At 65.2% G+C, this 20,117-nt stretch carries 21 protein-coding genes; 7 read left to right on the top strand and 14 right to left on the bottom strand.

From position 1 onward, the window contains the following. Positions 1–31 precede the first annotated feature (31 nt). From IEY49_RS10905 to IEY49_RS10890, 4 genes are read right to left on the bottom strand one after another with little or no spacing between them, the layout of a single operon-like run. Entirely contained in the window at positions 32–634 is a 603-nt protein-coding gene (locus IEY49_RS10905; protein WP_229780740.1) for a histidine phosphatase family protein, read from the bottom strand. Beyond that, the gene (locus IEY49_RS10900; protein WP_189008219.1) at positions 631–1,590 is read right to left on the bottom strand and encodes an NUDIX domain-containing protein; all 960 of its coding nucleotides are present in this window, start codon (positions 1,588–1,590) and stop codon (positions 631–633) included. Before IEY49_RS10900 ends, IEY49_RS10905 begins: the two co-directional genes overlap by 4 nt. Continuing rightward, a complete protein-coding gene (locus IEY49_RS10895; protein WP_189008216.1) occupies positions 1,587–2,252 on the bottom strand; it encodes a nucleoside deaminase in 666 nt (221 codons plus the stop codon). Before IEY49_RS10895 ends, IEY49_RS10900 begins: the two co-directional genes overlap by 4 nt. Beyond that, a complete protein-coding gene (locus IEY49_RS10890) occupies positions 2,249–2,854 on the bottom strand; it encodes a GGDEF domain-containing protein (RefSeq protein WP_189008213.1) in 606 nt (201 codons plus the stop codon). Before IEY49_RS10890 ends, IEY49_RS10895 begins: the two co-directional genes overlap by 4 nt. A gap of 300 nt (positions 2,855–3,154) precedes the next feature. Between IEY49_RS10890 and groES the strand changes: the two genes are divergently transcribed. From groES to IEY49_RS10870, 4 genes are all read left to right on the top strand, one after another. After that, positions 3,155–3,442 (top strand): co-chaperone GroES, encoded by a 288-nt coding sequence (gene groES / locus IEY49_RS10885; RefSeq protein ID WP_189008211.1) that lies wholly within the window; start codon positions 3,155–3,157, stop codon positions 3,440–3,442. Positions 3,443–3,501: 59 nt separating this feature from the next. Continuing rightward, complete coding sequence (gene groL, locus IEY49_RS10880) at positions 3,502–5,151, top strand: chaperonin GroEL (protein WP_189008208.1); 1,650 nt, start codon at positions 3,502–3,504, stop codon at positions 5,149–5,151. Positions 5,152–5,333: 182 nt separating this feature from the next. Continuing rightward, entirely contained in the window at positions 5,334–5,876 is a 543-nt protein-coding gene (locus IEY49_RS10875; RefSeq protein ID WP_189008205.1) for a P-loop nucleotide/nucleoside kinase family protein, read from the top strand. Further along, the gene (locus IEY49_RS10870; protein WP_189008202.1) at positions 5,873–6,421 is read left to right on the top strand and encodes a P-loop nucleotide/nucleoside kinase family protein; all 549 of its coding nucleotides are present in this window, start codon (positions 5,873–5,875) and stop codon (positions 6,419–6,421) included. The genes IEY49_RS10875 and IEY49_RS10870 overlap by 4 nt, the downstream gene beginning before the upstream one ends. A 204-nt stretch (positions 6,422–6,625) precedes the next feature. On the opposite strand, the gene IEY49_RS10865 is transcribed toward IEY49_RS10870, so the two are convergent. The 8 genes from IEY49_RS10865 to IEY49_RS10830 form a co-directional block, all read right to left on the bottom strand. Beyond that, positions 6,626–8,194, bottom strand: a complete 1,569-nt coding sequence (locus IEY49_RS10865) for an AMP-binding protein (RefSeq protein WP_189008199.1) — start codon at positions 8,192–8,194, stop codon at positions 6,626–6,628. A 172-nt stretch (positions 8,195–8,366) separates the two neighbouring features. Beyond that, positions 8,367–8,900: a hypothetical protein gene (locus IEY49_RS10860; protein WP_189008196.1), complete on the bottom strand. Its 534-nt coding sequence runs from the start codon at positions 8,898–8,900 to the stop codon at positions 8,367–8,369. Between the two features lie 127 nt (positions 8,901–9,027). Further along, positions 9,028–9,495: a YsnF/AvaK domain-containing protein gene (locus tag IEY49_RS10855; RefSeq protein ID WP_189008194.1), complete on the bottom strand. Its 468-nt coding sequence runs from the start codon at positions 9,493–9,495 to the stop codon at positions 9,028–9,030. A gap of 80 nt (positions 9,496–9,575) precedes the next feature. After that, a complete protein-coding gene (locus IEY49_RS10850) occupies positions 9,576–10,538 on the bottom strand; it encodes a PRC and DUF2382 domain-containing protein (RefSeq protein WP_189008191.1) in 963 nt (320 codons plus the stop codon). 364 nt (positions 10,539–10,902) lie between these two features. After that, on the bottom strand, positions 10,903–12,135 hold the full coding sequence (locus tag IEY49_RS10845) for a 2,3-bisphosphoglycerate-independent phosphoglycerate mutase (protein WP_189008188.1): 1,233 nt from the start codon (positions 12,133–12,135) through the stop codon (positions 10,903–10,905). Between the two features lie 114 nt (positions 12,136–12,249). Next, the gene (locus tag IEY49_RS10840; protein WP_189008186.1) at positions 12,250–13,068 is read right to left on the bottom strand and encodes a TerC family protein; all 819 of its coding nucleotides are present in this window, start codon (positions 13,066–13,068) and stop codon (positions 12,250–12,252) included. A 104-nt stretch (positions 13,069–13,172) separates the two neighbouring features. Further along, the gene (gene trmH / locus IEY49_RS10835) at positions 13,173–13,841 is read right to left on the bottom strand and encodes a tRNA (guanosine(18)-2'-O)-methyltransferase TrmH (RefSeq protein ID WP_189008183.1); all 669 of its coding nucleotides are present in this window, start codon (positions 13,839–13,841) and stop codon (positions 13,173–13,175) included. Between the two features lie 110 nt (positions 13,842–13,951). Continuing rightward, positions 13,952–14,413 carry an AAA family ATPase gene (locus IEY49_RS10830; RefSeq protein ID WP_189008180.1) on the bottom strand — a complete coding sequence of 154 codons (462 nt, stop codon included), beginning with the start codon at positions 14,411–14,413 and terminating at the stop codon, positions 13,952–13,954. Between the two features lie 132 nt (positions 14,414–14,545). On the opposite strand from IEY49_RS10830, the gene IEY49_RS10825 reads away from it, so the two are divergent. Further along, positions 14,546–15,046, top strand: a complete 501-nt coding sequence (locus tag IEY49_RS10825) for a hypothetical protein (protein ID WP_189008176.1) — start codon at positions 14,546–14,548, stop codon at positions 15,044–15,046. An 84-nt stretch (positions 15,047–15,130) separates the two neighbouring features. Here the strand turns inward: IEY49_RS10825 and IEY49_RS10820 are convergent, their stop codons facing one another. Next, entirely contained in the window at positions 15,131–15,958 is an 828-nt protein-coding gene (locus IEY49_RS10820; protein ID WP_189008173.1) for an isocitrate lyase/PEP mutase family protein, read from the bottom strand. Beyond that, positions 15,955–17,397: a DNA-3-methyladenine glycosylase 2 family protein gene (locus tag IEY49_RS10815; protein WP_189008171.1), complete on the bottom strand. Its 1,443-nt coding sequence runs from the start codon at positions 17,395–17,397 to the stop codon at positions 15,955–15,957. The genes IEY49_RS10820 and IEY49_RS10815 overlap by 4 nt, the downstream gene beginning before the upstream one ends. A gap of 83 nt (positions 17,398–17,480) precedes the next feature. Here IEY49_RS10815 and hemW point away from each other — a divergent pair, with 83 nt between their 5' ends. Further along, positions 17,481–18,608, top strand: a complete 1,128-nt coding sequence (hemW, locus tag IEY49_RS10810) for a radical SAM family heme chaperone HemW (protein WP_189008462.1) — start codon at positions 17,481–17,483, stop codon at positions 18,606–18,608. A gap of 88 nt (positions 18,609–18,696) precedes the next feature. Next, positions 18,697–20,100 (top strand): dihydrolipoyl dehydrogenase, encoded by a 1,404-nt coding sequence (gene lpdA / locus IEY49_RS10805; protein ID WP_189008169.1) that lies wholly within the window; start codon positions 18,697–18,699, stop codon positions 20,098–20,100. Positions 20,101–20,117: the final 17 nt, after the last annotated feature.

Below are 20,117 nucleotides of genomic sequence, written 5' to 3'. Positions count from 1 at the left end.
GGAACTGTGCAGCCAGCCAGGAGGGCTGAGCCTACAGATGCGGCGTCAGGTTCACACCGGTGACAAGCGCAGTGTGGCTGCCACGGCTCAGGCGCACGGCAGTAAATGACGTGTCGCTGAAGGCAAACCAGGCCCGCTCCGAGCCCAGCAGTTCCCGGAGCAGGGTGTTCAGAAAGCCGCCGTGCGAGACGACCAGAAGCCGCTCTTCCCCACCCTGCCAGAGCAGTTCCAGGGCCAGCAGGGCGCGCGCCCGGATGGCAGCCTGACTTTCCCCACCTTCAGAGGTAAACACGTCCAGGTCATGTCGGAAGTTCGGGATGGGATACCGGGCCAGCGCCGCTTCACGTGACAGGCCGGCCAGCGGGCCATTATCCCATTCCATCAGCAGTGGAGTGGGTGTCAGGGGCACGTGGAGTCCGTCCGTCACGATCTGAGCCGTTTCACGGGCCCGGAGCAGGGTGGACGTGTACGCCCGGTCGAAGCCCGGTGGGTAGGCCTGCCAGTAGGCCGAGAGCGCCTCAGCCTGCGCGCGGCCCACTGCAGTCAGAGGCGAGTCGTAGCGGCCCTCATGAACGTCTTCATCGTCGGCGCGGCTGCGGCCATGGCGCAGCAGGGTCAGGTAAAGGTGGCTCATCCGCACCGCGTGGCCAGGAGCACACATTCACGGGCGCTGACCTGCACCTCGACGCAACTCAGCCTCGTATGACCGAAGAGCGCCTCCCGTGTCGCGTCGCCGCCATGGAATGCGGCGGGCAGCCGCGTGGGAGGGGTGAAATTGTCCAGCACCAGCACCCCGCCTGGGCACAGGGCATTCACGAGCCGGTCCAGCTGGGCCGACTCCCGTTTAGCCGGCGCGCAATCGGCAAAAATCAGATCAAAAGGACCGTGAGCCAGTGTTTCGGTCCAGTCGCCGTGCAGGACTTCGGCACGGGAGTCGTGCTGCAACAGCTTCCTTGCTGTCAGGGCCCGGTCCGGGTCGTTCTCCACTGTCAGAAGCTGGGCGTGCCTGCCCATGCCCGCCAGCAGCCAGGTTGCGCCCGTACCCAGTCCAGTGCCCAGTTCCAGCAGATGTCCTGTCGGACGCGAGGCGGCCAGTACGCGCAGCAGACGTCCAACCTCCAGCGAACAGCCGTAGTCAAAACCTGTCTTCGCCCCTTCAGCGTCGGCCTGGGCCACCAGGGGCGGGAGATCCAGGTGCTGCGGCGTTTCCCCACGTGCCCGGAGCACCTGCCGCAGTTGCACGTCGTCTGCCCACGGGAGCACGCGAGGATCAATCCAGGCCACAGGGCGCCCCTCGGGACTGGGCTCCAGCTCAGGAGAGATCAGGCGCAGCGGAAAACACACTGAGGCCATTCCGGACGCACTGTGCAGGATGACAGGCTCACCAGTCACTTCGGCGTGGGCGCCGCATTCCTCCCAGGCCTCACGGACGGCGGCCTGAGCGGGATTTTCCTCCGGGTGGATTCCGCCCCCGGGCAGGGTCCAGCCACCGCTGTCCCGGGCTGCCATCAACAGGCGGCCGTCCTGTTCGATCCAGGCACAGGCGCGTCCGGTCCGCTCGGGCGAAGGCGACAGGTCCAGGAAGTTCATGCGCCAGCCTCCAACAGGGTCAGGGCTTCATTCACGGGCGCCCTCTCTTCCCGCAGTGCCTGGAGCGCTCCGGATCGGTGGAACCTGGTCGCCACCTCGAGATCTCCCGGGTGAGTCTGGCGGTAGGACCGCATCAGCGAGGACTCCAGCGAGGAGTGACCTTCTTCCAGAAAGCCCACCAGGGCCAGCCGCAGCGCCACCACTTGCACAATGGCTGGCGCGCGGCCCACCCGGATGGCCTTCCGGCTGACGTAGGAGTCCTCGGTCAGCAGGCGGGTGCACCCGGCCCAGGGGTCTGGCGCCGCATACTCCACCGCGCGCACCCCACTCATGGCAATGGCCCCGGCACATTGTGGGCAGGGCTGAACCGTAGTCAACACCGTCCAGCCGTAACACTCAGGCCTGGGCATGTCCGCCAGGGCAAGCAGGGCATTGATTTCCGCGTGGGCAAGGTCATGACCGCTGATCACTCCAGCCTCCACACGGCGGGGTTCGCCCAAGCGGTTGCGTCCCCAGGCAAGAACATGCCCAGTCTGGTCCACCACGCACGCCCCGATGGGATACGAGCCGTGCAGATAGGCCTCCCAGGCTTCGGAAAGAGCCACATGCCAGCCCGCGGATATCACCTCAGTGACCGGGCCAGTCGTCGCCACGCCTGTCACAGTGCCTCCCGGTGACGCGCGATCAAATCGTCTAGGGCCTCACGCAGCAGGCTGGCCTCAGTGCGGCCCAGCGCGCCGGACAGCTTGGCCAGACGCTCCAGCTGGCTCTTGGGGTAATAGTTGCTTTTGAGCACCATCTTGCTTTCCACATAAATGCAGGCCCGGGCCCGCCCCTCCCGTTTGGCCCGCAGCAGGGCCTCGTCAGCGGCGCGGTACAGGTCCGGGAATGTCGTGGCGTGTGCTGGGCGCGCCGCAAGTCCCACACTCAGGCCCAGCTGACGCGGCCAGTGCGGATCGCGGTGGATATGAAAGTGCCGGATCACCTCGTCGAACAGAATCAGTGCGGTCTCTGCCGCAGTTTCCGGCAGCAGCGCGGCATATTCGTCGCCTCCAATCCGCCCGATGAGGCTGCCGGTTGGAAGACTGCCGCTGAGCAGCCGCTCGACACCGCGCAACACACGGTCACCCTCACTGTGGCCCAAGCTATCGTTCAGCGTCTTGAAGTGATCCAGATCCAGCACCGCCAGGGTGACCGGAGCGCCATTCAGGTTGTGAAAGGCGTCCTCAAAGGCATTTTTGTTCAGAATATCGGGGCGGGGCATACGATCTCCTTCAAGCAGACTGGGAAGGCAGGAACGATGTCTGATGGGTTGCCGACCATCAGCCTGGGATCAGCTGTATTACTGTCCAATGTATATATGTTTGAGATAATAGATAGCAAGCTACTATGTGAATTGCACGTGCTGGCGCACCTTGAGCGCCCCAGACTCAGATTGTCGGATTCGGGTATTTGACATTTTTCTTACTCCAGGTCTATTCTCGCGTGCGGAACGGCAAAAACCGCTGGGCAGTCCAGCGGTCGAGTGCCCCATATCCCATATCTCATTGCAGGAGGAACCCACATGCTGAAACCCCTGGGCGACCGAGTTCTGGTTGAAATCATTGAAGAAGCCGAGCAGAAGACTGCCGGCGGCCTGTACGTACCCGACACCGCCAAGGAAAAGAGCCAGCGCGGCAAGGTCATCGCCGTCGGCAGCGGCAAGATGCTGGACAACGGCACCCGCGTGGCGCTGGATGTCAACGAAGGTGACACCGTCTACTTCGCCAAGTACGGCGGCACCGAAGTCAGCCTGGAAGGCAAGAACTATTCGATCCTGGCTGAGCGCGACATTCTCGCCATCGTCGAGTAAGGCGTTTTTCCAACCCTCTTTCTGCTGTCTGTTCAGACCTGAATTAAAGGAGCACCATCATGGCCAAGCAACTTGTATTTGATGAAGCCGCCCGTCGCAGCCTGGAGCGCGGTGTCAACGCCGTCGCCAACGCTGTCAAAGTGACCCTTGGGCCCCGTGGCCGCAACGTCGTGATCGAGAAGAAGTTCGGCAGCCCCACCATCACCAAGGACGGCGTTACCGTCGCCAAGGAAGTGGAGCTGGAGGACAAGCTCGAGAACATCGGCGCCCAGCTGCTCAAGGAAGTCGCCAGCAAGACCAACGACATCACCGGTGACGGCACCACCACCGCCACCGTGCTGGGACAGGCCATCGTGAAAGAAGGTCTGCGCAACGTCGCCGCCGGCGCCAACCCCCTGGCCCTCAAGCGCGGCATCGAGAAGGCCGTCGCCGCAGCCATCATCGAGATCCAGAACCTGGCCGTGCCGGTCGAGGACTCCGACGCCATCAAGAAAGTCGCCGGCATCAGCGCCAACGACGATCAGGTCGGCGAGGAAATCGCCTCCGCGATGGACAAGGTGGGCAAGGAAGGCGTCATCACCATCGAGGAAAGCAAGGGCTTTGACACCGAAGTGGACGTCGTCGAAGGCATGCAGTTCGACAAGGGCTTCATCAACCCCTACTTCGTGACCAACCCCGAGAAGATGGAAGCCGTCCTGGAAGACGCTTACATCCTGATCAACGAGAAGAAGATCAGCAACCTCAAGGACCTGCTGCCCGTGCTGGAGAAGGTCGCCCAGACCGGCCGTCCGCTGCTGATCATCGCCGAGGACGTCGAAGGCGAAGCGCTGGCCACCTTGGTGGTCAACAAGCTGCGCGGCACGCTGAACATCGCCGCCGTCAAGGCGCCCGGCTTCGGTGACCGCCGCAAGGAAATGCTGCGCGACATCGCCGCCGTTACCGGCGGGGAAGTAGTCAGCGAGGACCTGGGCCACAAGCTGGAGAACACCGGCATGGAGATGCTGGGCCGCGCCGCGCGCATCCGCATCACCAAGGACGAGACCACCATCGTGGACGGCAAGGGCGAGCAGACCCAGATCGACGCCCGCGTCAACGCCATCAAGGGTGAGCTCGACACCACCGACAGCGACTACGCCCGTGAGAAGCTCCAGGAGCGCCTCGCCAAGCTCAGCGGCGGCGTGGCCGTGATCCGCGTCGGTGCCGCCACTGAAACGGAACTCAAGGAGAAGAAGCACCGCTACGAGGACGCCCTGTCCACCGCGCGCAGCGCTGTGGAGGAAGGCATCGTGGCCGGTGGGGGCACCACCCTGCTGCGCATCATCCCGGCTGTCCGTGCGGCGGCTGAAGGCCTGGAAGGCGACGAGGCCACCGGCGCGCGCATCCTGATCCGCGCCCTGGAAGAGCCCGCCCGCCAGATCGCCGTCAACGCCGGTGAAGAAGGCAGCGTTATCGTCAACGCCGTGATCAACAGCGACAAGGCCCGTTACGGCTTCAACGCCGCGACCGGCGAGTACGTGGATGACATGGTGGCCGCCGGTATCGTGGACCCCGCCAAGGTGACCCGCACGGCGCTGCAGAACGCGGCCAGCATCGGCGCGCTGATCCTGACCACCGAAGCCATCGTCAGCGACAAGCCCGAGAAGCAGCAGGCTCAGGGCCAGGGCGGCGGCGGCATGGGCGGCGGCGACATGGGCGGTATGGACTTCTAAAGGGAGCCGGAGCCCAATTCTCCAGCGTGAAAGCGGCAAAAGGGTGCAGACCCCAGACCCGATAGAGCGCAGGAACCACAGAGGCCTGAGCATAATGCTCAGGCCTCTGTGTTGTCGGTCCAGGTGGCGCTGGACGCGATATGTCTGCCGGAGGGCCCCAGGCATCCGCTACCTTGTTTTCCATGCTCGTCGTCTTTTCAGGCCTGCCCGGCACAGGGAAATCGTCACTGGCACGTCTGCTGGCCCCTCACCTCCAGGCGGCGTACATCCGGGTCGACAGCGTGGAAGCCGCCATCCTGAGTGCAACTGGACAGGCGGCGGGCGTCACCGGCTACGCTGCGGCTTATGCCATTGCCGCCGACAATCTGCACCTGGGCCTGAATGTGGTGGCGGACAGTGTAAACCCTCTCGCGGTCACTCGTCAGGCCTGGCGGGGCGTGGCGGATCAGGCGGGCACGACACTGGTGAATATCGAGGTCCATTGTTCCGATCAGGACGAACATCGTCGCCGGGTTGGACACCGAGCGGACGCGGCGGCCCTCCTGGATGGTCACCTTCCCGGCATCTGGGCGCCGCCACGGTGGGAAACTGTTCAGGCGTCCCGGCAGAATTTCGAGCCCTGGGCTGAACGTCGCCTGATCATCGAGACGGCCGGGCAGACAGTGTCCGAAGCCTTCGCCACCTTGCTTGCCGATCTGTATCTCAGCTACGGAGTCACAGCGTGAGAGCCAGCTCCCCTCTGCTTCTGGCAGTTTCGGGACTGCCTGCGTCCGGCAAAACGTTTCTGGGGTCCTGGCTTGCCCGTGAGCTGCAGTTTCCACTGGTCACCAAGGACGAGTACAAGCAGATCCTGCACGAGCACCTCCCGGACCTGTCACGGGCGCAGTCCGGTCCGCTCAGCTTCGCCGTGATGTGGCAGGTGGCCGATGTGATTCTGCGTTCTGGCGGCAGCCTCGTGCTCGAATCCCACTTCTACCGGCCGGTGAGCGAGACGCACATTCTGGAACTGGCCAGGGCACACGGCGCACGTCTGGCCCAGGTTTACTGCGAGGCGCCACTGGCTGAGCTCAAGCGGCGCCATGCCGGGCGGGTAGCATCGGGACAGCGACCTTACATCGACTTTCCCTTTGACCACGAAACATTGCCGGACAGTGCCTGCTGGCATCCGCTGATGCTGAACGCGCCCCTGCTGCGCCTGGATACCACCGTCCCAGACAGCCTGCATAGCGCCCTGGCATGGACACGGCAACAGAAAGGGGAAACCCCGTGAGGTTTCCCGTATGGTGCTGCTGCGCGGCTCTTTCGCCGCCCTGACAGCTCGCACGCCCGTTTTTTGATCCTGGAGGTGGGCGTCTCCCTCAAGTGCATGGGTACATCGTGAATTGCACAGTGCATAGTCCAAAGCTGAGCGCGGCTCAACCAGACCAGAAACGCTAGTATACTTTGTGAGGCCTCCGGTGTCAAGCACCAGGGCTCAGTTCACGCGCCGCGCCCGGTCCTGCCAGAGCTCGGCACGCAGGATGAACTTCTGGAACTTCCCGCTGGCTGTCTTGGGCAACTCATCCCGGAACTCGTAGTGCCTGGGCACCTTGAAGCCGGCCAGGTGCGCCCGAACGTGGGCATTGAGGTCCCCGGCCGTGACCTGCTGGCCCTGGTGCAGCGCCACGAACGCGCAGGGCGCCTCTCCCCACTGCTCGTGCGGCATCGCGACTACCACGGCCTCGCGCACGGCCGGATGGGCATACAGCACTCCCTCCACCTCCACCGAGGAGATGTTCTCGCCGCCTGAGATGATGACGTCCTTGTGCCGGTCACGGATCTCCATGCGGCCGTCGGGATACGTCACGGCCACGTCACCGGTGTGGAACCAGCCGCCACGCAGTGCTTCGGCCGTGGCCTCCGGGTTCTGGTAATAACCTTTCATGATCAGGTTGCCGCGCACCATGATCTCTCCCAGCGTCACACCGTCGTGGGGCACGGGCTTCAGGTGTTCGTCGAGCACGTCCACCTCGCCAGCCAGCAGCATCTCGTAGCCCTGCCGGGCAATCAGGGGCGCGCGCTGAGCGGTGGGCAGGGCTTCTTCTGAGGCAGATAGTTCGGCCACGGTGATCAGGGGGCTGACCTCGGTCAGGCCGTACACCTGCGTAACGTGAAAGCCCAGGTCATTCATGTCAGCAATGGTGCGGGCATGGGGTGGGCTGCCGGCAGTGGCCACCCGGACAGGCCGGCTCACGTGCCGGGCCTGGGCCGGGTCAGTCAGCATGGACAGCACGGTGGGTGCGGCGCACAGATGCGTGACCCCATACTGCTCGATGGCCTCATACGCCGCGTCGGTCCGCACCGCCGGCAGTGTCACGTGCGTGGCGCCCACGCCGAACGGGCTCCACACGCCGCCCCAGCCATTGGCATGAAAATCCGGCAGGGTGTGCAGGTACACGCTGTCACTGTCCAGCTTGAAGTAGTACAGCGTCTCGACGGCGTTGAGCAGCGTGTTGCGGTGCGTGAGCATCACGCCCTTGGGGCTGCTGGTCGTGCCGGACGTGAAGTTGATGGTGATGGTGTCGTCCTCGTCCTGCACCGGCAACGGAAACGGTGAAGGGTCCTGGGCCAGAAGGCGCGCCTCGAAGGCCTGCGCCCCACCCCGGGCGTCTCCCATGACCCAGACCTCCACCCCGAGCCGCGCGGCCACCTCCTGCACCCGGTCCAGCAGGGACTCGTCTACCAGCAGCAACGCCACCTCCGCGTGGCGCAGCTGGAACTCGTACTCCTGTGGGCTCAGGCGGGTGTTCAGCGGCACCAGCACGCTGCCCGCCCAGGGCACGGCGCTGTAGGTCAGCAGACCGCTGTGGGTATTGGGCGAAAGCACTGCGACGTTCCGGCCGCCGTAGCCTGCCGTCTGCACGGCCCTGGCTAGGCGGAACAGGCGCTCACCCCACTGCCGGTAGGTGAACTGCACGCCGCCCGGCTCAATCACGGCGGTGCGCTCGGCATAGACGTGAAGACCACGTCGGACAAGGTCAAGGGGCGTCAGGGGGGTTTTCATGCGCAGGGCACCTCCGGACTGCTGTGGAATGGCTGAAACAGGTTCACTGTACAGCTGAGGTTGACCGTCCAACATGGGTTCTGCCAAACGCGCAAGGTGAAACCCTGCCCGGCTGGCGGAACAGGGCACAACAAAACGCCCCTAGAGCAGGGGCGTTAATAACTGGTTTGTTTCAGCGCTGCTGGGTACAGCGGGAATCTTTGGGACTGTTCTTGCACAGCTTCTTGAACTGGCCGGGCGGCATCTGGCCGGGTTTCTTCTGCAGTCCCGGCGCCTTGGCCCAGGCTGCCTGCCGGCCCATCACGCTGGTCAGGGCCACCTTCTGACCTTCCTTGTCCTTCACGGTGATGTTCTGGGTGCTCACAGGCTGAGCCACGTTGACCGGCTGGGCCAGGGGATACACCTCGCGGATAAAATCGTTGGTCCCGGCAATCGGCGTCATGACCTGCACCTGGGTGGCGGTGGTGGTGATGCCCGGGCGCACGATCAGGCTGCCGCTGGGGGAGACTGTAGCGGCCGGCTGCTGGTCAGGCGTGAGCAGCGAGACCCGGACACCCTGGCTGAGCAGGTTGACCACGTTGGCCAGCGTCTGAATCGCGGGCGGAAACTGCACCCGGGCGTCGATGTTCGTGCTGACCGTCTGGGCACTGCCCAGTTGAAGGGCAGGCATAAAGGTCAGGGCGGCAATCAGCAGAGTCTTGCGCATACAGAAACCTCCATCACACCGAGAAAATGTGTGTTCAGTAACCCCTACCATGAGACCCGAAACTGACGCCCAGCTGAAACGCCCGCTTCTGAAGACTTCAGAAAAACGGGCGCATGGGGTCAGAAGCTCACCGTTGCGTGGGAAGGTCGGGCTCACTGAGGCGCTGCACGTCGCCACTTTCCTGAACCACCAGTTCCTCATGTGCAAGCGTGGTCTCGAAGGTGCGGCTCTCGGTGATGGTCCGCTTGGCGATATTGACTTCCTCGCTGACCACCACGCGCTTGTCTACCAGCGCTTCCTCACTGTAGATCACCACTTCACGGCGCTCCCCAGCCTGCAGGGGCTGACCGTCAAGCATGACGGCCTGGGTGCCACGGGTGTGCTCGATCACCAGAACCTCGGTGACCAGCTCCACTGGCACCTGCACCGTCTCGGTCCGGACTTCGCGGGCAAACGTCAGGGCACCGGCCACTTCACGCTGCTTGTTGACGATCAGACGCTCGGCACGCAACTCGATCATGCCCTGGGGCACAGTCTCATCACTGACCAGGCGGGTGGCCACATGGGCCTCGTCCTCGGGACGGCGGTCTGTCATGGAAACCTCCTCAAAGCGGGCGAACTGAGAACAGACGCGGGGCAGGCCAGTTTAAGGGCCGCCCCGCGCCATGGTAGGGGTCAGATCTTGCGGTCGGTGTCGTCTTGGGTGTTGCGCAGGCCATTGGTAGCGTCGCGGCCCATCTGCTTGGCATCGTCCACCAGCGTGCCGTCGCGCAGACCGTCGCGGTTGTTCATGTCACCGCTCATGCCCTGGCTGTTCATGTCGCCGCTGAGGCGCACGTCACCGTTCTGGTTGACATCGAGCACTTCGCGGCCCACTTCGGCGCTGTGGGTTTCCGTTTCGGTCACCGTACGCTTGCCGACCGTAACTTCTTCAGTCACGAAGGCCTGCTTGCCAATGTTGGCGCGCTCGGCTTCGAGGTCCACACGCATGGTTTCGCTGCCCGCACCCAGGCGGACGTCGCCTTCGACCGGACGGCCGTCGCTCACAGCGTGGCGCTCAATGACCACTTCTTCGCGCTGCAGGGGAACGTCCACGCGCTGCGTTATGGTTTCCACGTGCTTGCCGATCTCTACGGTGCCTGCCACGAAGCGGTCCTTGTTCACGACCAGGCGCTCTTCGAGCAGCTGCAGGCGGTCAGGAGTGCGGTACAGGGCATCGTCCTGACGGAAACCACGGTCCTGGGTGTAGGTGCTCTCGTCCATGGAATAGGACGTGTCGGTCGCCCGCAGCACACGCTCGTCGCTGTACTGGGAGTCCATGTCGTAGTCCATGCCGGTGGTGTAGCTGCGCATGTCCTTGACCTGATCACGTGACAGGTTGTCGAAGTACACGCCGTCGCCTTCGATACGGGCCATCCCGACAGGAATCAGCACTTCCTTGCTGCTGAACCAGCCTCCGGCGTCTACGATCAGATGACGGATGCGGCCGGTCTCGGGCTCAGCCAGGGCGCCACGCACCGTTCCAAGGCGCTCGCCATTCATGCCGTACGCGGTGCTTCCGGTGGGATCATAGTAGTCATTTCCCAGAACGTCGGCGTGGCGGCTGGTGATCTCGGACAGGGGAATCAATCGTGCCATAGCAGTCTCCTTGTGGGCCCTGCGCGTGCCGGCTGAAATCCGGCAGGATGCCGGTGAGCCGGAGCACGACAGGCGGACGCCCGAATGGGGTGGTGAACGTCAGACCCCGGCCCCGCAAGGCGCCGGCGTCCTGTTCATGTCTGTCATCCTGACCCTTCAAGCCTGCTGAAGTTCTGGCAACTGGTTAAAGACCATAGCGAACAACCCTTGATCCAACCCTGAGCGCTTTCGCATGGCTTCAACACGTTTGAGACGCAGGTCGCAGCTGCGCACAGATCGAGAACATGGCGAGGGCACGGCACAGAAAGTAATTTTCTGCGCCATGCCCCGATTATTACAGTGCCACAAGATGTTTAACGCAGCTTTAGGCGCCGTATTTGTTGAGTTTGAGCGCATGCGCCATCAGCAGCGGCATCAGATCGGTCCCGCGCCGCAGGCCGAGGCTGCCCTTCTGGGCTTCCTCCTCGGTGTAGCGCGCAGTGACGTCCTTGCGGCTGTATTCGCTGTGAATCAGGAAGGGGACCGGGTGCCAGGAATGGCTGGCCAGCCGGCTGGGCGTGCTGTGGTCCCCTGCAATGGCCAGCACATCGGGGTTCAGGGCCAGCAGCTGCGGAAGCAGGGCGTCGAACAGCTCGATCTTCTTGACCTTGGCGCTGAAATCGCCGTCCTCACCGGTGGAGTCGGTCTTCTTGACGTGAAAGTAGAAAAAGTCGTACCGGTCCCAGTTGTCACGCAGGGCCGCAAGCTTACCGTCCAGGGCGTCTTCCTGGCCCTCGACCGGAAGGACGTCCATACCGACCAGGCTGGCCAGGCCCTTGTACATCGGGTAGCTGGCGATGCAGGCGGCCCGCAACCCGTAGGCATCGTCGAAGCTGGGGAAATGAGGCACGTCACTGTAGCCGCGGAACAGCACGCCGTTGACCTGTTCCTCGGCGCGCAGGGCTTCCTCGGCGCGGCTCACGAAGGCGTTGACCAGTGCGGCTGTCCTTTCACTGGCGGCGTCATGGGCCATGGCAGTCAGGGGCGCCACGCCGGTCGCCTGGGGGTCCACATCACTGATGCCTGCCCCCAGCGGCTCCCCTGCGCCGGCGCGGAACACCACCACGAAACGGTGCTCGGACTCGGTGTAGATCTCGACCGGTGTGCCGTCAATGTCCGGAATGGCCACCCGCAACCGCGCGACGATCTCGGCGTTCTTCTCGTCACTGGGACGTCCGGCGCGGCGGTCGAGCACGGTGCGGCTCCCGTCCAGGGTGGCGAAGTTGCCGCGCACCGCCACATCACCGCTGCTCAGTTTCACGCCGATGCCCACGGCCGACAGGGCCCCGCGTCCCACCACATATTTCAGCGGGTCGTAACCGAACAGGCTCAGGTGCCCCGGTCCGCTTCCCGGCGTGATCCCGGCGCCCACCAGTTCCAGCTGGCCCAGTTCCGAGCGCTGGGCCAGGGCGTCCAGGTTGGGGGTGTTCGCGCTGGCCAGCTCGGTCTCGCCGCCGGGGCTCAGCGGCAGGCCCCCGATTCCGTCCAGAACAACCAGCACAATCTTGCTGTCGGTCTTTTTGGCCAGGCCACGTACGGTCTCCAGAAGGTCACTCATGAACGTCAGTCTAGTCGCGCCTGTGGCCGCGTACCCTGGGCCTGATTGGAAGGGTGACTACAAAAAGAGCCGCACCCCCTCACCGGAGGTGCGGCCCCAGGACTGCAGGTCTGGTCAGCGCCCGTCGATGCGGCCGTCTGCAGCGTCCACGACCGTCTCGTCCATGTGGTGCACGATGGCTTCTGCCCTGGCCGCAGCTTGCGCGTCGGTCATGGCCGGCCTGCGGGTGGCCAGGTACGATCCGATCACTGCGATGGCCGCCATGACGCCCCAGAACATCACAGTGGGCATGTGGAAGGTGGGAACCGCGGGAAAGACCTCGTGGGCGGCTTCCAGGGTCTCAATCCCGAGCTTCACGGCAATCCAGCCCACCAGGGCGTAGGCCACATCGTCGAAGGCCGGGTACTTGTTGAGCACTTTCAGGAACACCGTGGCCGCAACTCGCATCAGGATCAGGCCGACAATGCCGCCCATAACCACGATGGTCAGGCCCTGCTCGCGGGGCATGCCGCGCGGAATCAGCGCCACGCCAGCCAGGATCGAGTCCACGCTGAAGGCCAGGTCGGTCAGGTTAAGGAGCACCACCGTCGGCCAGAAGCCCCGCCCCTTGGCCGAAGCTTCCGCTTCATCGGCGGTGTGGGTCTTCTTGATGAAGTGGCTGATCGCCAGCCAGGCCAGGTACAGCGCGCCGAAGGCCCTGAGCCACCAGTATTCCAGGATGAAGCTCGCCAGCAGCACGCCCAGGATACGCAGCACCACCGCACCACCGATCCCGTATGCCAGCGCCTTGCGCTGCATTTCGCCCTTGAGGTGACGCACCATGACGGCCAGCACCAGCGCGTTGTCAGCCGAGAGCAGCCCCTCCAGAAGAATCAGAGTGCCGAGGATGGCCCAGAATTCGGGCGTAATGGGAGGCATTTCGAGTCCGAACATAAACACGCCAGTCTAGCTGCCCGGACTGCCCGTGGTGGGGCGTACGCAATGAACAGAAAGCACGCCTGTTGCCGTTTGTCCCTCCTTCCCGGCCAAGACGCCGCTCAGGCGGGCAGCTGACCGTGCTGATCGAGGGCCGGATAGCCCTGACCGCGCTCGTGGTAGGTGGGCACCAGCTCCGGGTAGGCCCACTCGAACGCCAGACGGTCCAGCGCTTCGGGCGAGAGCTGCGGCTCGGCGTACATGCCGGCGGCCAGCCGCTGGCGCTGGGCCTCGAACAGAATGGTCGCCGCCGCCACCGAGACATTCAGGCTCTGCACCATGCCGAACATGGGAATCACGATGTTGTGGTCGGCGGCGTCTGCCGTCTCGTCCGACACCCCCCACTTCTCAGCGCCCAGCAGCACGCAGGTGGGTCTGGTGTAGTCCGGCTCGCGGTAGTCCACGCTGCGCTGGGACAGGTGGGTGGCCAGCACCTGAAAGCCCTGGCCCTGCAAGCTGCGGACAGCGCTGACGGCGTCGGGATGCGAATGCACCGGCACCCATTTGTGGGCGCTGCCGCTGGTCGCCTCGTAGGTGTGGCCCGAGAAGGACGCCAGCGGACCGCCTTTGGGCGGCACCCCGTGGGCTTCCAGGACGCCTACGGCGTCACAGGTGCGGATAATCGCGCTGAGGTTGTGGGGCTTGTTCACCTCGTCCATCAGCACGGTCAGCGTGGGCTGACGGTGCCGCAGAACGCGGAGGATCTTGGCATAACGCTCGGGAGTGGCCATAGGCCAGCAGGGTAATGGAAACGCGGTGCTTCAGACCCTCTGTGGCGCCCCGACCACCGCAGAATCGGGTTGCCGCCCTGCGTCCTGTGCTCCCCACTCTGTGGTGCCGGTCATCCCCCAGGGTTCCAGGGAGAAATCTCGAAGTGGCCCTCCAGTGTGATGCGAACAGAGCACAGGAGGTCGAACCCTTCGTCCAGGGAGGGCGGTTGCCAGCGCTGCGCCGTGGCATAGATGGCGATGTCCGGGACGCGGGCCCTGCCCTCACGCCCACGGTTGCGTTCCAGGGCGCCGGCAATGTCACGGGGAAACACGTATCCGATGACGGCAGCGCCGTAGGTGTGCGCCAGGGTAATAGGAGCGGCACGGTCGTCCATGGTGGGATTGGTGTTGTCCAGCACCACGCCCAGACCACCCGCCAGCGCTGCCTCAAGCAGGTGCTGCTGGCGCCGGGCCTTGTTGCGGTTGTTGGGGAACAGGTCCTTGCCGACCTGCACGTGCGTGGTCGCGAAGCACGACCGGTAGAAGGTTGTCTTGCCACTGCCGGGCAGGCCCATCAGCACCACCAGCTCCATAGGTACAGCATGCGCCAGGTGATTCCTATTACCCTCACATCGGCATATGCAGCAGGGTTGAGAAGCGGGCGCCACGCACTTCTTCCGCCCCCTGACTCGGGCAACCATCACGCCGCGCTTATTCTGAATGGCATGAATCACACCCGCACCTGGTCCGACGTGTACGGCAGCGCCTGCGCGACCTTCGAGGGCCGCGCCGGAGGACACCGCTGGCTGGTCGCCGCCCCCAGCAACCTGGCCGCCGAGCTTCCTGCCGCGCTGGAAGACGTGGACGGCAAGGGACAGGTGCAGTTGCTGGTGCACGACGGCCTGACGCCTCTGCTGACCGCCGCGCAGGCGCTGGAACCACGCGGGGTAATCGTGGTGGCCCCGGTGGCCCTGTCGGCCGGACCTGCCGTAACTGTGCCAGGCCGCAGCGTGGACGACGCGGGCGGCGTCAACTACATCGAAGGTGGCGCCTTTCCGGCCTGGGAAGGCCCTGCCTGGAGCGTTCAGGAAGCTGCGGGCGCCAACGGCGAATGCCCGGCCGCCAGTGCGGTGGCCTCTCTGAACGTGCCGGTGCTGGTCACCGGTCCTGGGCAGGTCGGCGAGGTGCTTGAGCGCTGGATGGACGTCACCCCACACGGCCGGTAACAGAGCAATACCTGAGGTGCAGAAGGTCAGTCCCCTCCCTTCTGCACCTTAAAAAGACCCTGGCTGGTGTGGCCCGGCGCTGATTCAGCGGATAAACAGGGCCTCGGCCTCCTGGAACCCGTAGAAGTTCTCCTGAAGGGTCTCGAAGGTGCCGTCCTGCAATTCACGTGCAATGCGCGCCGTCAGGCCAAGGATGGCCAGCATCACGCCCTGGCCCAGGCTGACGCGACTGGCCCCCGCCTGGAGCAGCTCCGGCACGCTGGGAGAGCCGGGGAACGCCATCACGGTGACAGGGCCGCCCAGTTCGCCCCGCACGGCACGCAGGGCGGCCGGATCGGTCAGCAGCGGGACGAAGATGCTGTCCGCGCCTACCTGCAGGTAGGCGCGGCCTCGCCGGATGGTCTCCTCTACGCGTTCGGCCTCACTGCAGCCATAGCCGCTGAGGAAGGTGTCGGTGCGGGCGTTCAGATACACGGTGCCCGCAGCTTCACGTGCCGCCTCAAGCCGGCGCACCTGCTCTTCCAGGGCATACAGCGGCTGGTCGGGGTGGCCGGTGGCGTCTTCCAGGTTCAGGCCTGCCACGCCCAGTGCGGCAAAGGCACGCACGGTGCGGGCCACCTCTGCCGGACCGTCCCCGTATCCAGCCTCAATGTCGGCGTTCACGGGAATGCGCACGGCCTGCACGATATTTTCGACCTCGCGCAGCATCTCGTCACGCGTCAGGGTCTGCCCGTCGCGCCGCCCGCGCGTGTAGGCGATGCCAGCACTGGTGGTCCCCACGGCCTGAAAGCCCGCCTGCTCGAAAATGCGGGCGCTGGCGGCGTCCCAGGCGTTGGGCAGCAGGAAGCCCCGGATGTGCAGGTCGCGAAAGGAACGGACTTGATCGGTGGTCCCAGGGAAGGTCGTGGTCATGAGGGCTCCAGGCTGGCGTGCTGCCAGAGATGAAAGGTGGCGAGGCTGCGGTGCGGGGCAAAGCGGGCCATCAGGGCACCCGCCTCACGCGGGCCGGGCCGCTGCGGCAACCCGAAGAAGCGTTGCAGGCCACGGATCAGGCCGCTGTCACCGACCGGGGCGCTGTCCTGAAAGCCCAGCACACGCAGCAGCAGGTAATTCGCGGTCCAGGGCCCGACTCCTGGCAGGGCCAGCAGGGTCCGCGTGGCACGGGCGGCTGTGCCGGTGGCCAGCTGTTCGAGGATCAGTTCCCCGCTGGCCACCTGCCCTGCAAAGTGACGCAGCAGCTGAGCACGGGCCACTGTCAGCCCTAGCCCACGCAATTCATCCACGCTCAGGGTCAGGACCGCCTGCGGGGTGGCCGGCGCGTACAGGCTGCCCGCCAGTAGAGTGCCGGCAAGCACCGTCAGGCGGTGGCGCAGGGTGCAGGCCGCCACGAAGGTCACCTGCTGGCCCAGAACCGCCCACACCACACCGTCGAACAGGTCGGGGACCAGCGGCACCCTCAGGCCCCGGCGGCCTTCGATAAGGGCCGCCAGTGCCGGGTCCGCGCCCAGCTGCGCCTCGAAGCGGGCAGGCGCATGTTTCAGACCCAGCAGACCAAGCACCTGCTCGTGCAGTGGGCCAGCATCTTCGGCGTTCAGGGGGACGGGGCCGTCTACCTGCACCAGAGCCTGTGTTCCGGTGAAGGCTACCCGCACGCTTCTCGGGCCGGACGGCAGGCGCAGCCCGGCCTGACAGGTGTCGCCCTGCACCCGTACGGTGGTTCCGGTGTGATCCCGCCCCAGGTCGCGCAGCATCGCTTCCAGTGGATAGTCATCCGGAAGTCGCAGCGTGAAGGTGCCAGAAGGCAGCCGACGGTATGCCTGAGGCGTCATGGCGTTCCAGCGCCGGAACTGCTCACCAAAGGCCGACAGGCTCTCGAAGCCCACCTCAAAGGCAATGTTCGCGGCGGTTTGCCCGCTGCCCAGCAGACGGGCGCGGGCTGCCCGCACGCGCTGCATGGCCAGCCAGTCGGCCGGCGTGGTGTGCAGATGGGTCTGGAACAGGGCTCGAAGTTTGCTGCTTCCCACCCCAGCCTGGGCAGCCAGGTCTGCCACATGGCGCACCCGGGCCAGGTCCACCCCGGCGATCAGCTGCTCTACCAGCCTCTCGTGCGGGTCCAGTCCGGCTGCGTGATCGTCGGGGCGGCAGCGCAAGCAGGGGCGCAGGCCGGCGGCGCGGGCCTGAAGCTGCGCCGGGTAGAAGACCACATTCTCCGGCCTGGGCTTGCGGGCCCGGCACGACGGCAGGCAGTAGATGCCGGTGCTGGTCACGCCGGTGATGAACCGCCCGTCGCAGTTGGCGTCGGCAGCCAGCATGCGCTTCAGCATGAACTCACGGGGCAGGGGCCAGGGCATACAGGCATTGTGACTTTGTGCGCCGCAGAACCTCTACCGGATTCCAACGCGGGAATTTTTGTGGGGATACACTGCCCCGCGTGATGCGCCAGGCAGAACTCGATTCCGTGGTGCGGCACCTGTACGTGCATGTGCCGTTCTGCCCCAGCATCTGCCCGTACTGCGACTTTCACGTGCTGACGCGCCGGGCCGGGCTGGTTGAGGCGTATCTGGAAAGGCTGGATCAGGAAGCCGCCCGGCTGTCGGAGACGTATGCCCTGGATCTGGACACGGTGTATGTGGGCGGCGGCACCCCCAGCTTCCTGCGTGATGACGAGATCCGTGCGCTGGCCACGGCGGTGCAGCGACACCTGGGCTGGGGAAGGCTGGAAAACACCCTAGAAATCAACCCGGGGACCGTGAGTGCCCCGCGTGCCGCCCACTGGCGGGAACTGGGCTTTGACCGCGCCAGTGTGGGCGTGCAGAGTCTGGACGACACCACCCTGCGCTTCCTGGGGCGTCAGCACGACGCGGCGCAGGCCCGCGAGGCGGTCACCACGCTGGTGGGCAGCGGCCTGCGGGTCAGTGGCGACCTGATCACGGCGGTGCCCGGGCAGCCGCTGGACTCGGATATCCGCGGGCTGGTGGACCTGGGTGTGGGGCACGTCAGCGCCTATACCCTGACCATCGAGCCGGGCACCGAGTTTGCGCGGCGCGGTGTGAACGTCAGCGAGGATGACGAAAGAGAGGGTTTCGAGCGCACCGAGGAACTTCTCACCGGCCTGGGCTTTGCCCGCTACGAGGTCAGCAACTACGCCCGGACCGGACAGCAGTCGCGCCATAACCTCGCGTACTGGCAGGGACGGACCTACCTGGGACTGGGTCCAGGCGCCGCCGGGCACTATCCGGCCGGCACGGAAGGCCTGCTCACCACCCGGTGCACCAACCCCCACCTGCATGAGTGGCTGACGGGACAGACGGGAGAGGTTCAGCCGGTGGACGCCACCGAATATGTGACCGACGCGCTGTTCATGGGCCTGCGGCTCAAAGACGGCATCGACCTGTCGGACCTGTCGCGCCGCGCCGGAATGGACGTAGCGCAGGAATACGGGGCCGTCATCCGTCGTCAGGTGTCCAGGGGCCTGCTGGTTCAGGACGGAGCTCAGCTGCGCGCCACGCCGCAGGGCTGGTGGGTCCTTAATCAGGTGGTTGCCGAGTTCCTGAACGCCTGAGATTGACCAGTACAGGTTGTCAGTCGGGGCTGTCCAGCTATACCGGCAGGTCACTGACGCCCCTCCTAACGGTTGTTAGACTGCGCGCATGACCAAATCCTATGACTTCGACGTGCTGGTGATCGGCGCCGGGCCCGGCGGCTACCACGCGGCCATCCGCGCCGCGCAGCTGGGCCTCAAGGTCGCCTGCGCCGAGCGCGAGTCGGTCGGTGGCGTGTGCCTGAATGTGGGCTGTATTCCTACCAAGGCGCTGCTGCATGCCGGCGAGCAGGTGGCCGCCGCGCGGCACGCCGCCGACTTCGGCCTGACCTTCAGCGGCCAGACGCTTGACATCGCCAAGCTCAACGGCTGGAAAGACGGCATCGTCAAGAAACTGACTGGGGGTGTGGGCGCCCTGTTCAAGGCGAACAAGGTCACGCACCTGCAGGGGCAGGCCAGCTTCGTGGACGACCACACGGTGCAGGTCGGGGACAAGACCTACACGGCCGCCAACTTCATCATCGCCACCGGGTCCGAGCCGGCCAAGCTGCCGGGCCTGGACGTGGATCAGCAGGTCATCGTGGACTCCACCGGCGCGCTGGTCATGCCGGACCCGGTGCCGGCGCGGATGCTGTGCGTGGGCGGCGGCGTGATCGGCTTCGAATTCGCGCACGTGTACACCAACATGGGCGCCCAGGTCAAAGTCATCGAATTCCTGCCGACCATCATTCCTGGGGCCGACGCCGACGCCGTCAAGGCCTTCCAGAAGTCCATGGAGAAACAGGGCATCAAGATTGCCACCCAGACCAAGGCCAACCGCGCCGAGAAGAAGGCCGACGGCGTGCACGTGGAACTCGAAGACGTGAAGACCGGCGCGAAGACGACTGAAGTGTTTGACCGGGTGCTGGTGGCCGTGGGCCGCCGCCCGCGCACCGATGGCCTGAACGCCCAGGCGGCGGGCGTCACGGTCACCGACCGCGGCTTTATTCCCGCCGACAAGAAGCAGCGCACCAACGTCAGTCACATCTACTCCATCGGGGACGTGGCCAGCAATCCCATGCTGGCGCACAAGGCCATGAAAGAAGGACTGGTGGCCGCCGAGGTCATTGCCGGAAAGCCCGCCGAGCAGGACGCCGTGGCCATTCCCGGTGTGGTGTACACCAGTCCCGAGCTGGCCTGGGTGGGCCTGACCGAGCAGGAAGCCAGGGACAAGGGCTACGAGGTCAAGACCGGCAACTTCCCCTTCAGCGCCTCGGGCCGCGCCATGACCCTGCAGCAGACCGATGGCTTCGTGAAGATGGTCGTGGAGAAGGACACCGACCTGCTGCTGGGCGTGCACATCGTGGGCCCGCATGCCAGCGACATGCTGGGTGAGGCCGGGCTGGCCCTGGAAATGGCCGCCACCGCCACCGACATCGCGCTGACCATCCACGCGCACCCTACGCTGGGCGAAAGCGTGCTGGAAGCCGCCGAGGCCGTACACAAGCAGGCCATCCACATCATGAACCGCTGAGCCCCAGCCTCACCGGC

Source organism: Deinococcus malanensis, from assembly GCF_014647655.1.
Taxonomy (GTDB): Bacteria; Deinococcota; Deinococci; order Deinococcales; family Deinococcaceae; genus Deinococcus; species Deinococcus malanensis.
The sequence above is the reverse complement of the archived record's forward strand: the minus strand, read 5'-3'. Positions and strand labels throughout refer to the sequence as shown.

Bases quoted from the DNA above. Each gene is read 5' to 3' on its own strand.
- IEY49_RS10855 (WP_189008194.1), bottom strand. From the start codon at position 9,495: ATGACAGACCGCCGTCCCGAGGACGAGGCCCATGTGGCCACCCGCCTG.
- IEY49_RS10845 (WP_189008188.1), bottom strand. From the start codon at position 12,135: ATGAGTGACCTTCTGGAGACCGTACGTGGCCTGGCCAAAAAGACCGAC.
- trmH (WP_189008183.1), bottom strand. From the start codon at position 13,841: ATGGCCACTCCCGAGCGTTATGCCAAGATCCTCCGCGTTCTGCGGCAC.
- IEY49_RS10815 (WP_189008171.1), bottom strand. From the start codon at position 17,397: ATGCCCTGGCCCCTGCCCCGTGAGTTCATGCTGAAGCGCATGCTGGCT.
- IEY49_RS10840 (WP_189008186.1), bottom strand. From the start codon at position 13,068: ATGTTCGGACTCGAAATGCCTCCCATTACGCCCGAATTCTGGGCCATC.
- groL (WP_189008208.1), top strand. From the start codon at position 3,502: ATGGCCAAGCAACTTGTATTTGATGAAGCCGCCCGTCGCAGCCTGGAG.
- IEY49_RS10875 (WP_189008205.1), top strand. From the start codon at position 5,334: ATGCTCGTCGTCTTTTCAGGCCTGCCCGGCACAGGGAAATCGTCACTG.
- IEY49_RS10860 (WP_189008196.1), bottom strand. From the start codon at position 8,900: ATGCGCAAGACTCTGCTGATTGCCGCCCTGACCTTTATGCCTGCCCTT.
- IEY49_RS10820 (WP_189008173.1), bottom strand. From the start codon at position 15,958: ATGACCACGACCTTCCCTGGGACCACCGATCAAGTCCGTTCCTTTCGC.
- IEY49_RS10825 (WP_189008176.1), top strand. From the start codon at position 14,546: ATGAATCACACCCGCACCTGGTCCGACGTGTACGGCAGCGCCTGCGCG.
- IEY49_RS10900 (WP_189008219.1), bottom strand. From the start codon at position 1,590: ATGAACTTCCTGGACCTGTCGCCTTCGCCCGAGCGGACCGGACGCGCC.
- lpdA (WP_189008169.1), top strand. From the start codon at position 18,697: ATGACCAAATCCTATGACTTCGACGTGCTGGTGATCGGCGCCGGGCCC.
- hemW (WP_189008462.1), top strand. From the start codon at position 17,481: ATGCGCCAGGCAGAACTCGATTCCGTGGTGCGGCACCTGTACGTGCAT.
- IEY49_RS10830 (WP_189008180.1), bottom strand. From the start codon at position 14,413: ATGGAGCTGGTGGTGCTGATGGGCCTGCCCGGCAGTGGCAAGACAACC.
- IEY49_RS10865 (WP_189008199.1), bottom strand. From the start codon at position 8,194: ATGAAAACCCCCCTGACGCCCCTTGACCTTGTCCGACGTGGTCTTCAC.
- IEY49_RS10850 (WP_189008191.1), bottom strand. From the start codon at position 10,538: ATGGCACGATTGATTCCCCTGTCCGAGATCACCAGCCGCCACGCCGAC.
- IEY49_RS10890 (WP_189008213.1), bottom strand. From the start codon at position 2,854: ATGCCCCGCCCCGATATTCTGAACAAAAATGCCTTTGAGGACGCCTTT.
- IEY49_RS10905 (WP_229780740.1), bottom strand. From the start codon at position 634: ATGAGCCACCTTTACCTGACCCTGCTGCGCCATGGCCGCAGCCGCGCC.
- groES (WP_189008211.1), top strand. From the start codon at position 3,155: ATGCTGAAACCCCTGGGCGACCGAGTTCTGGTTGAAATCATTGAAGAA.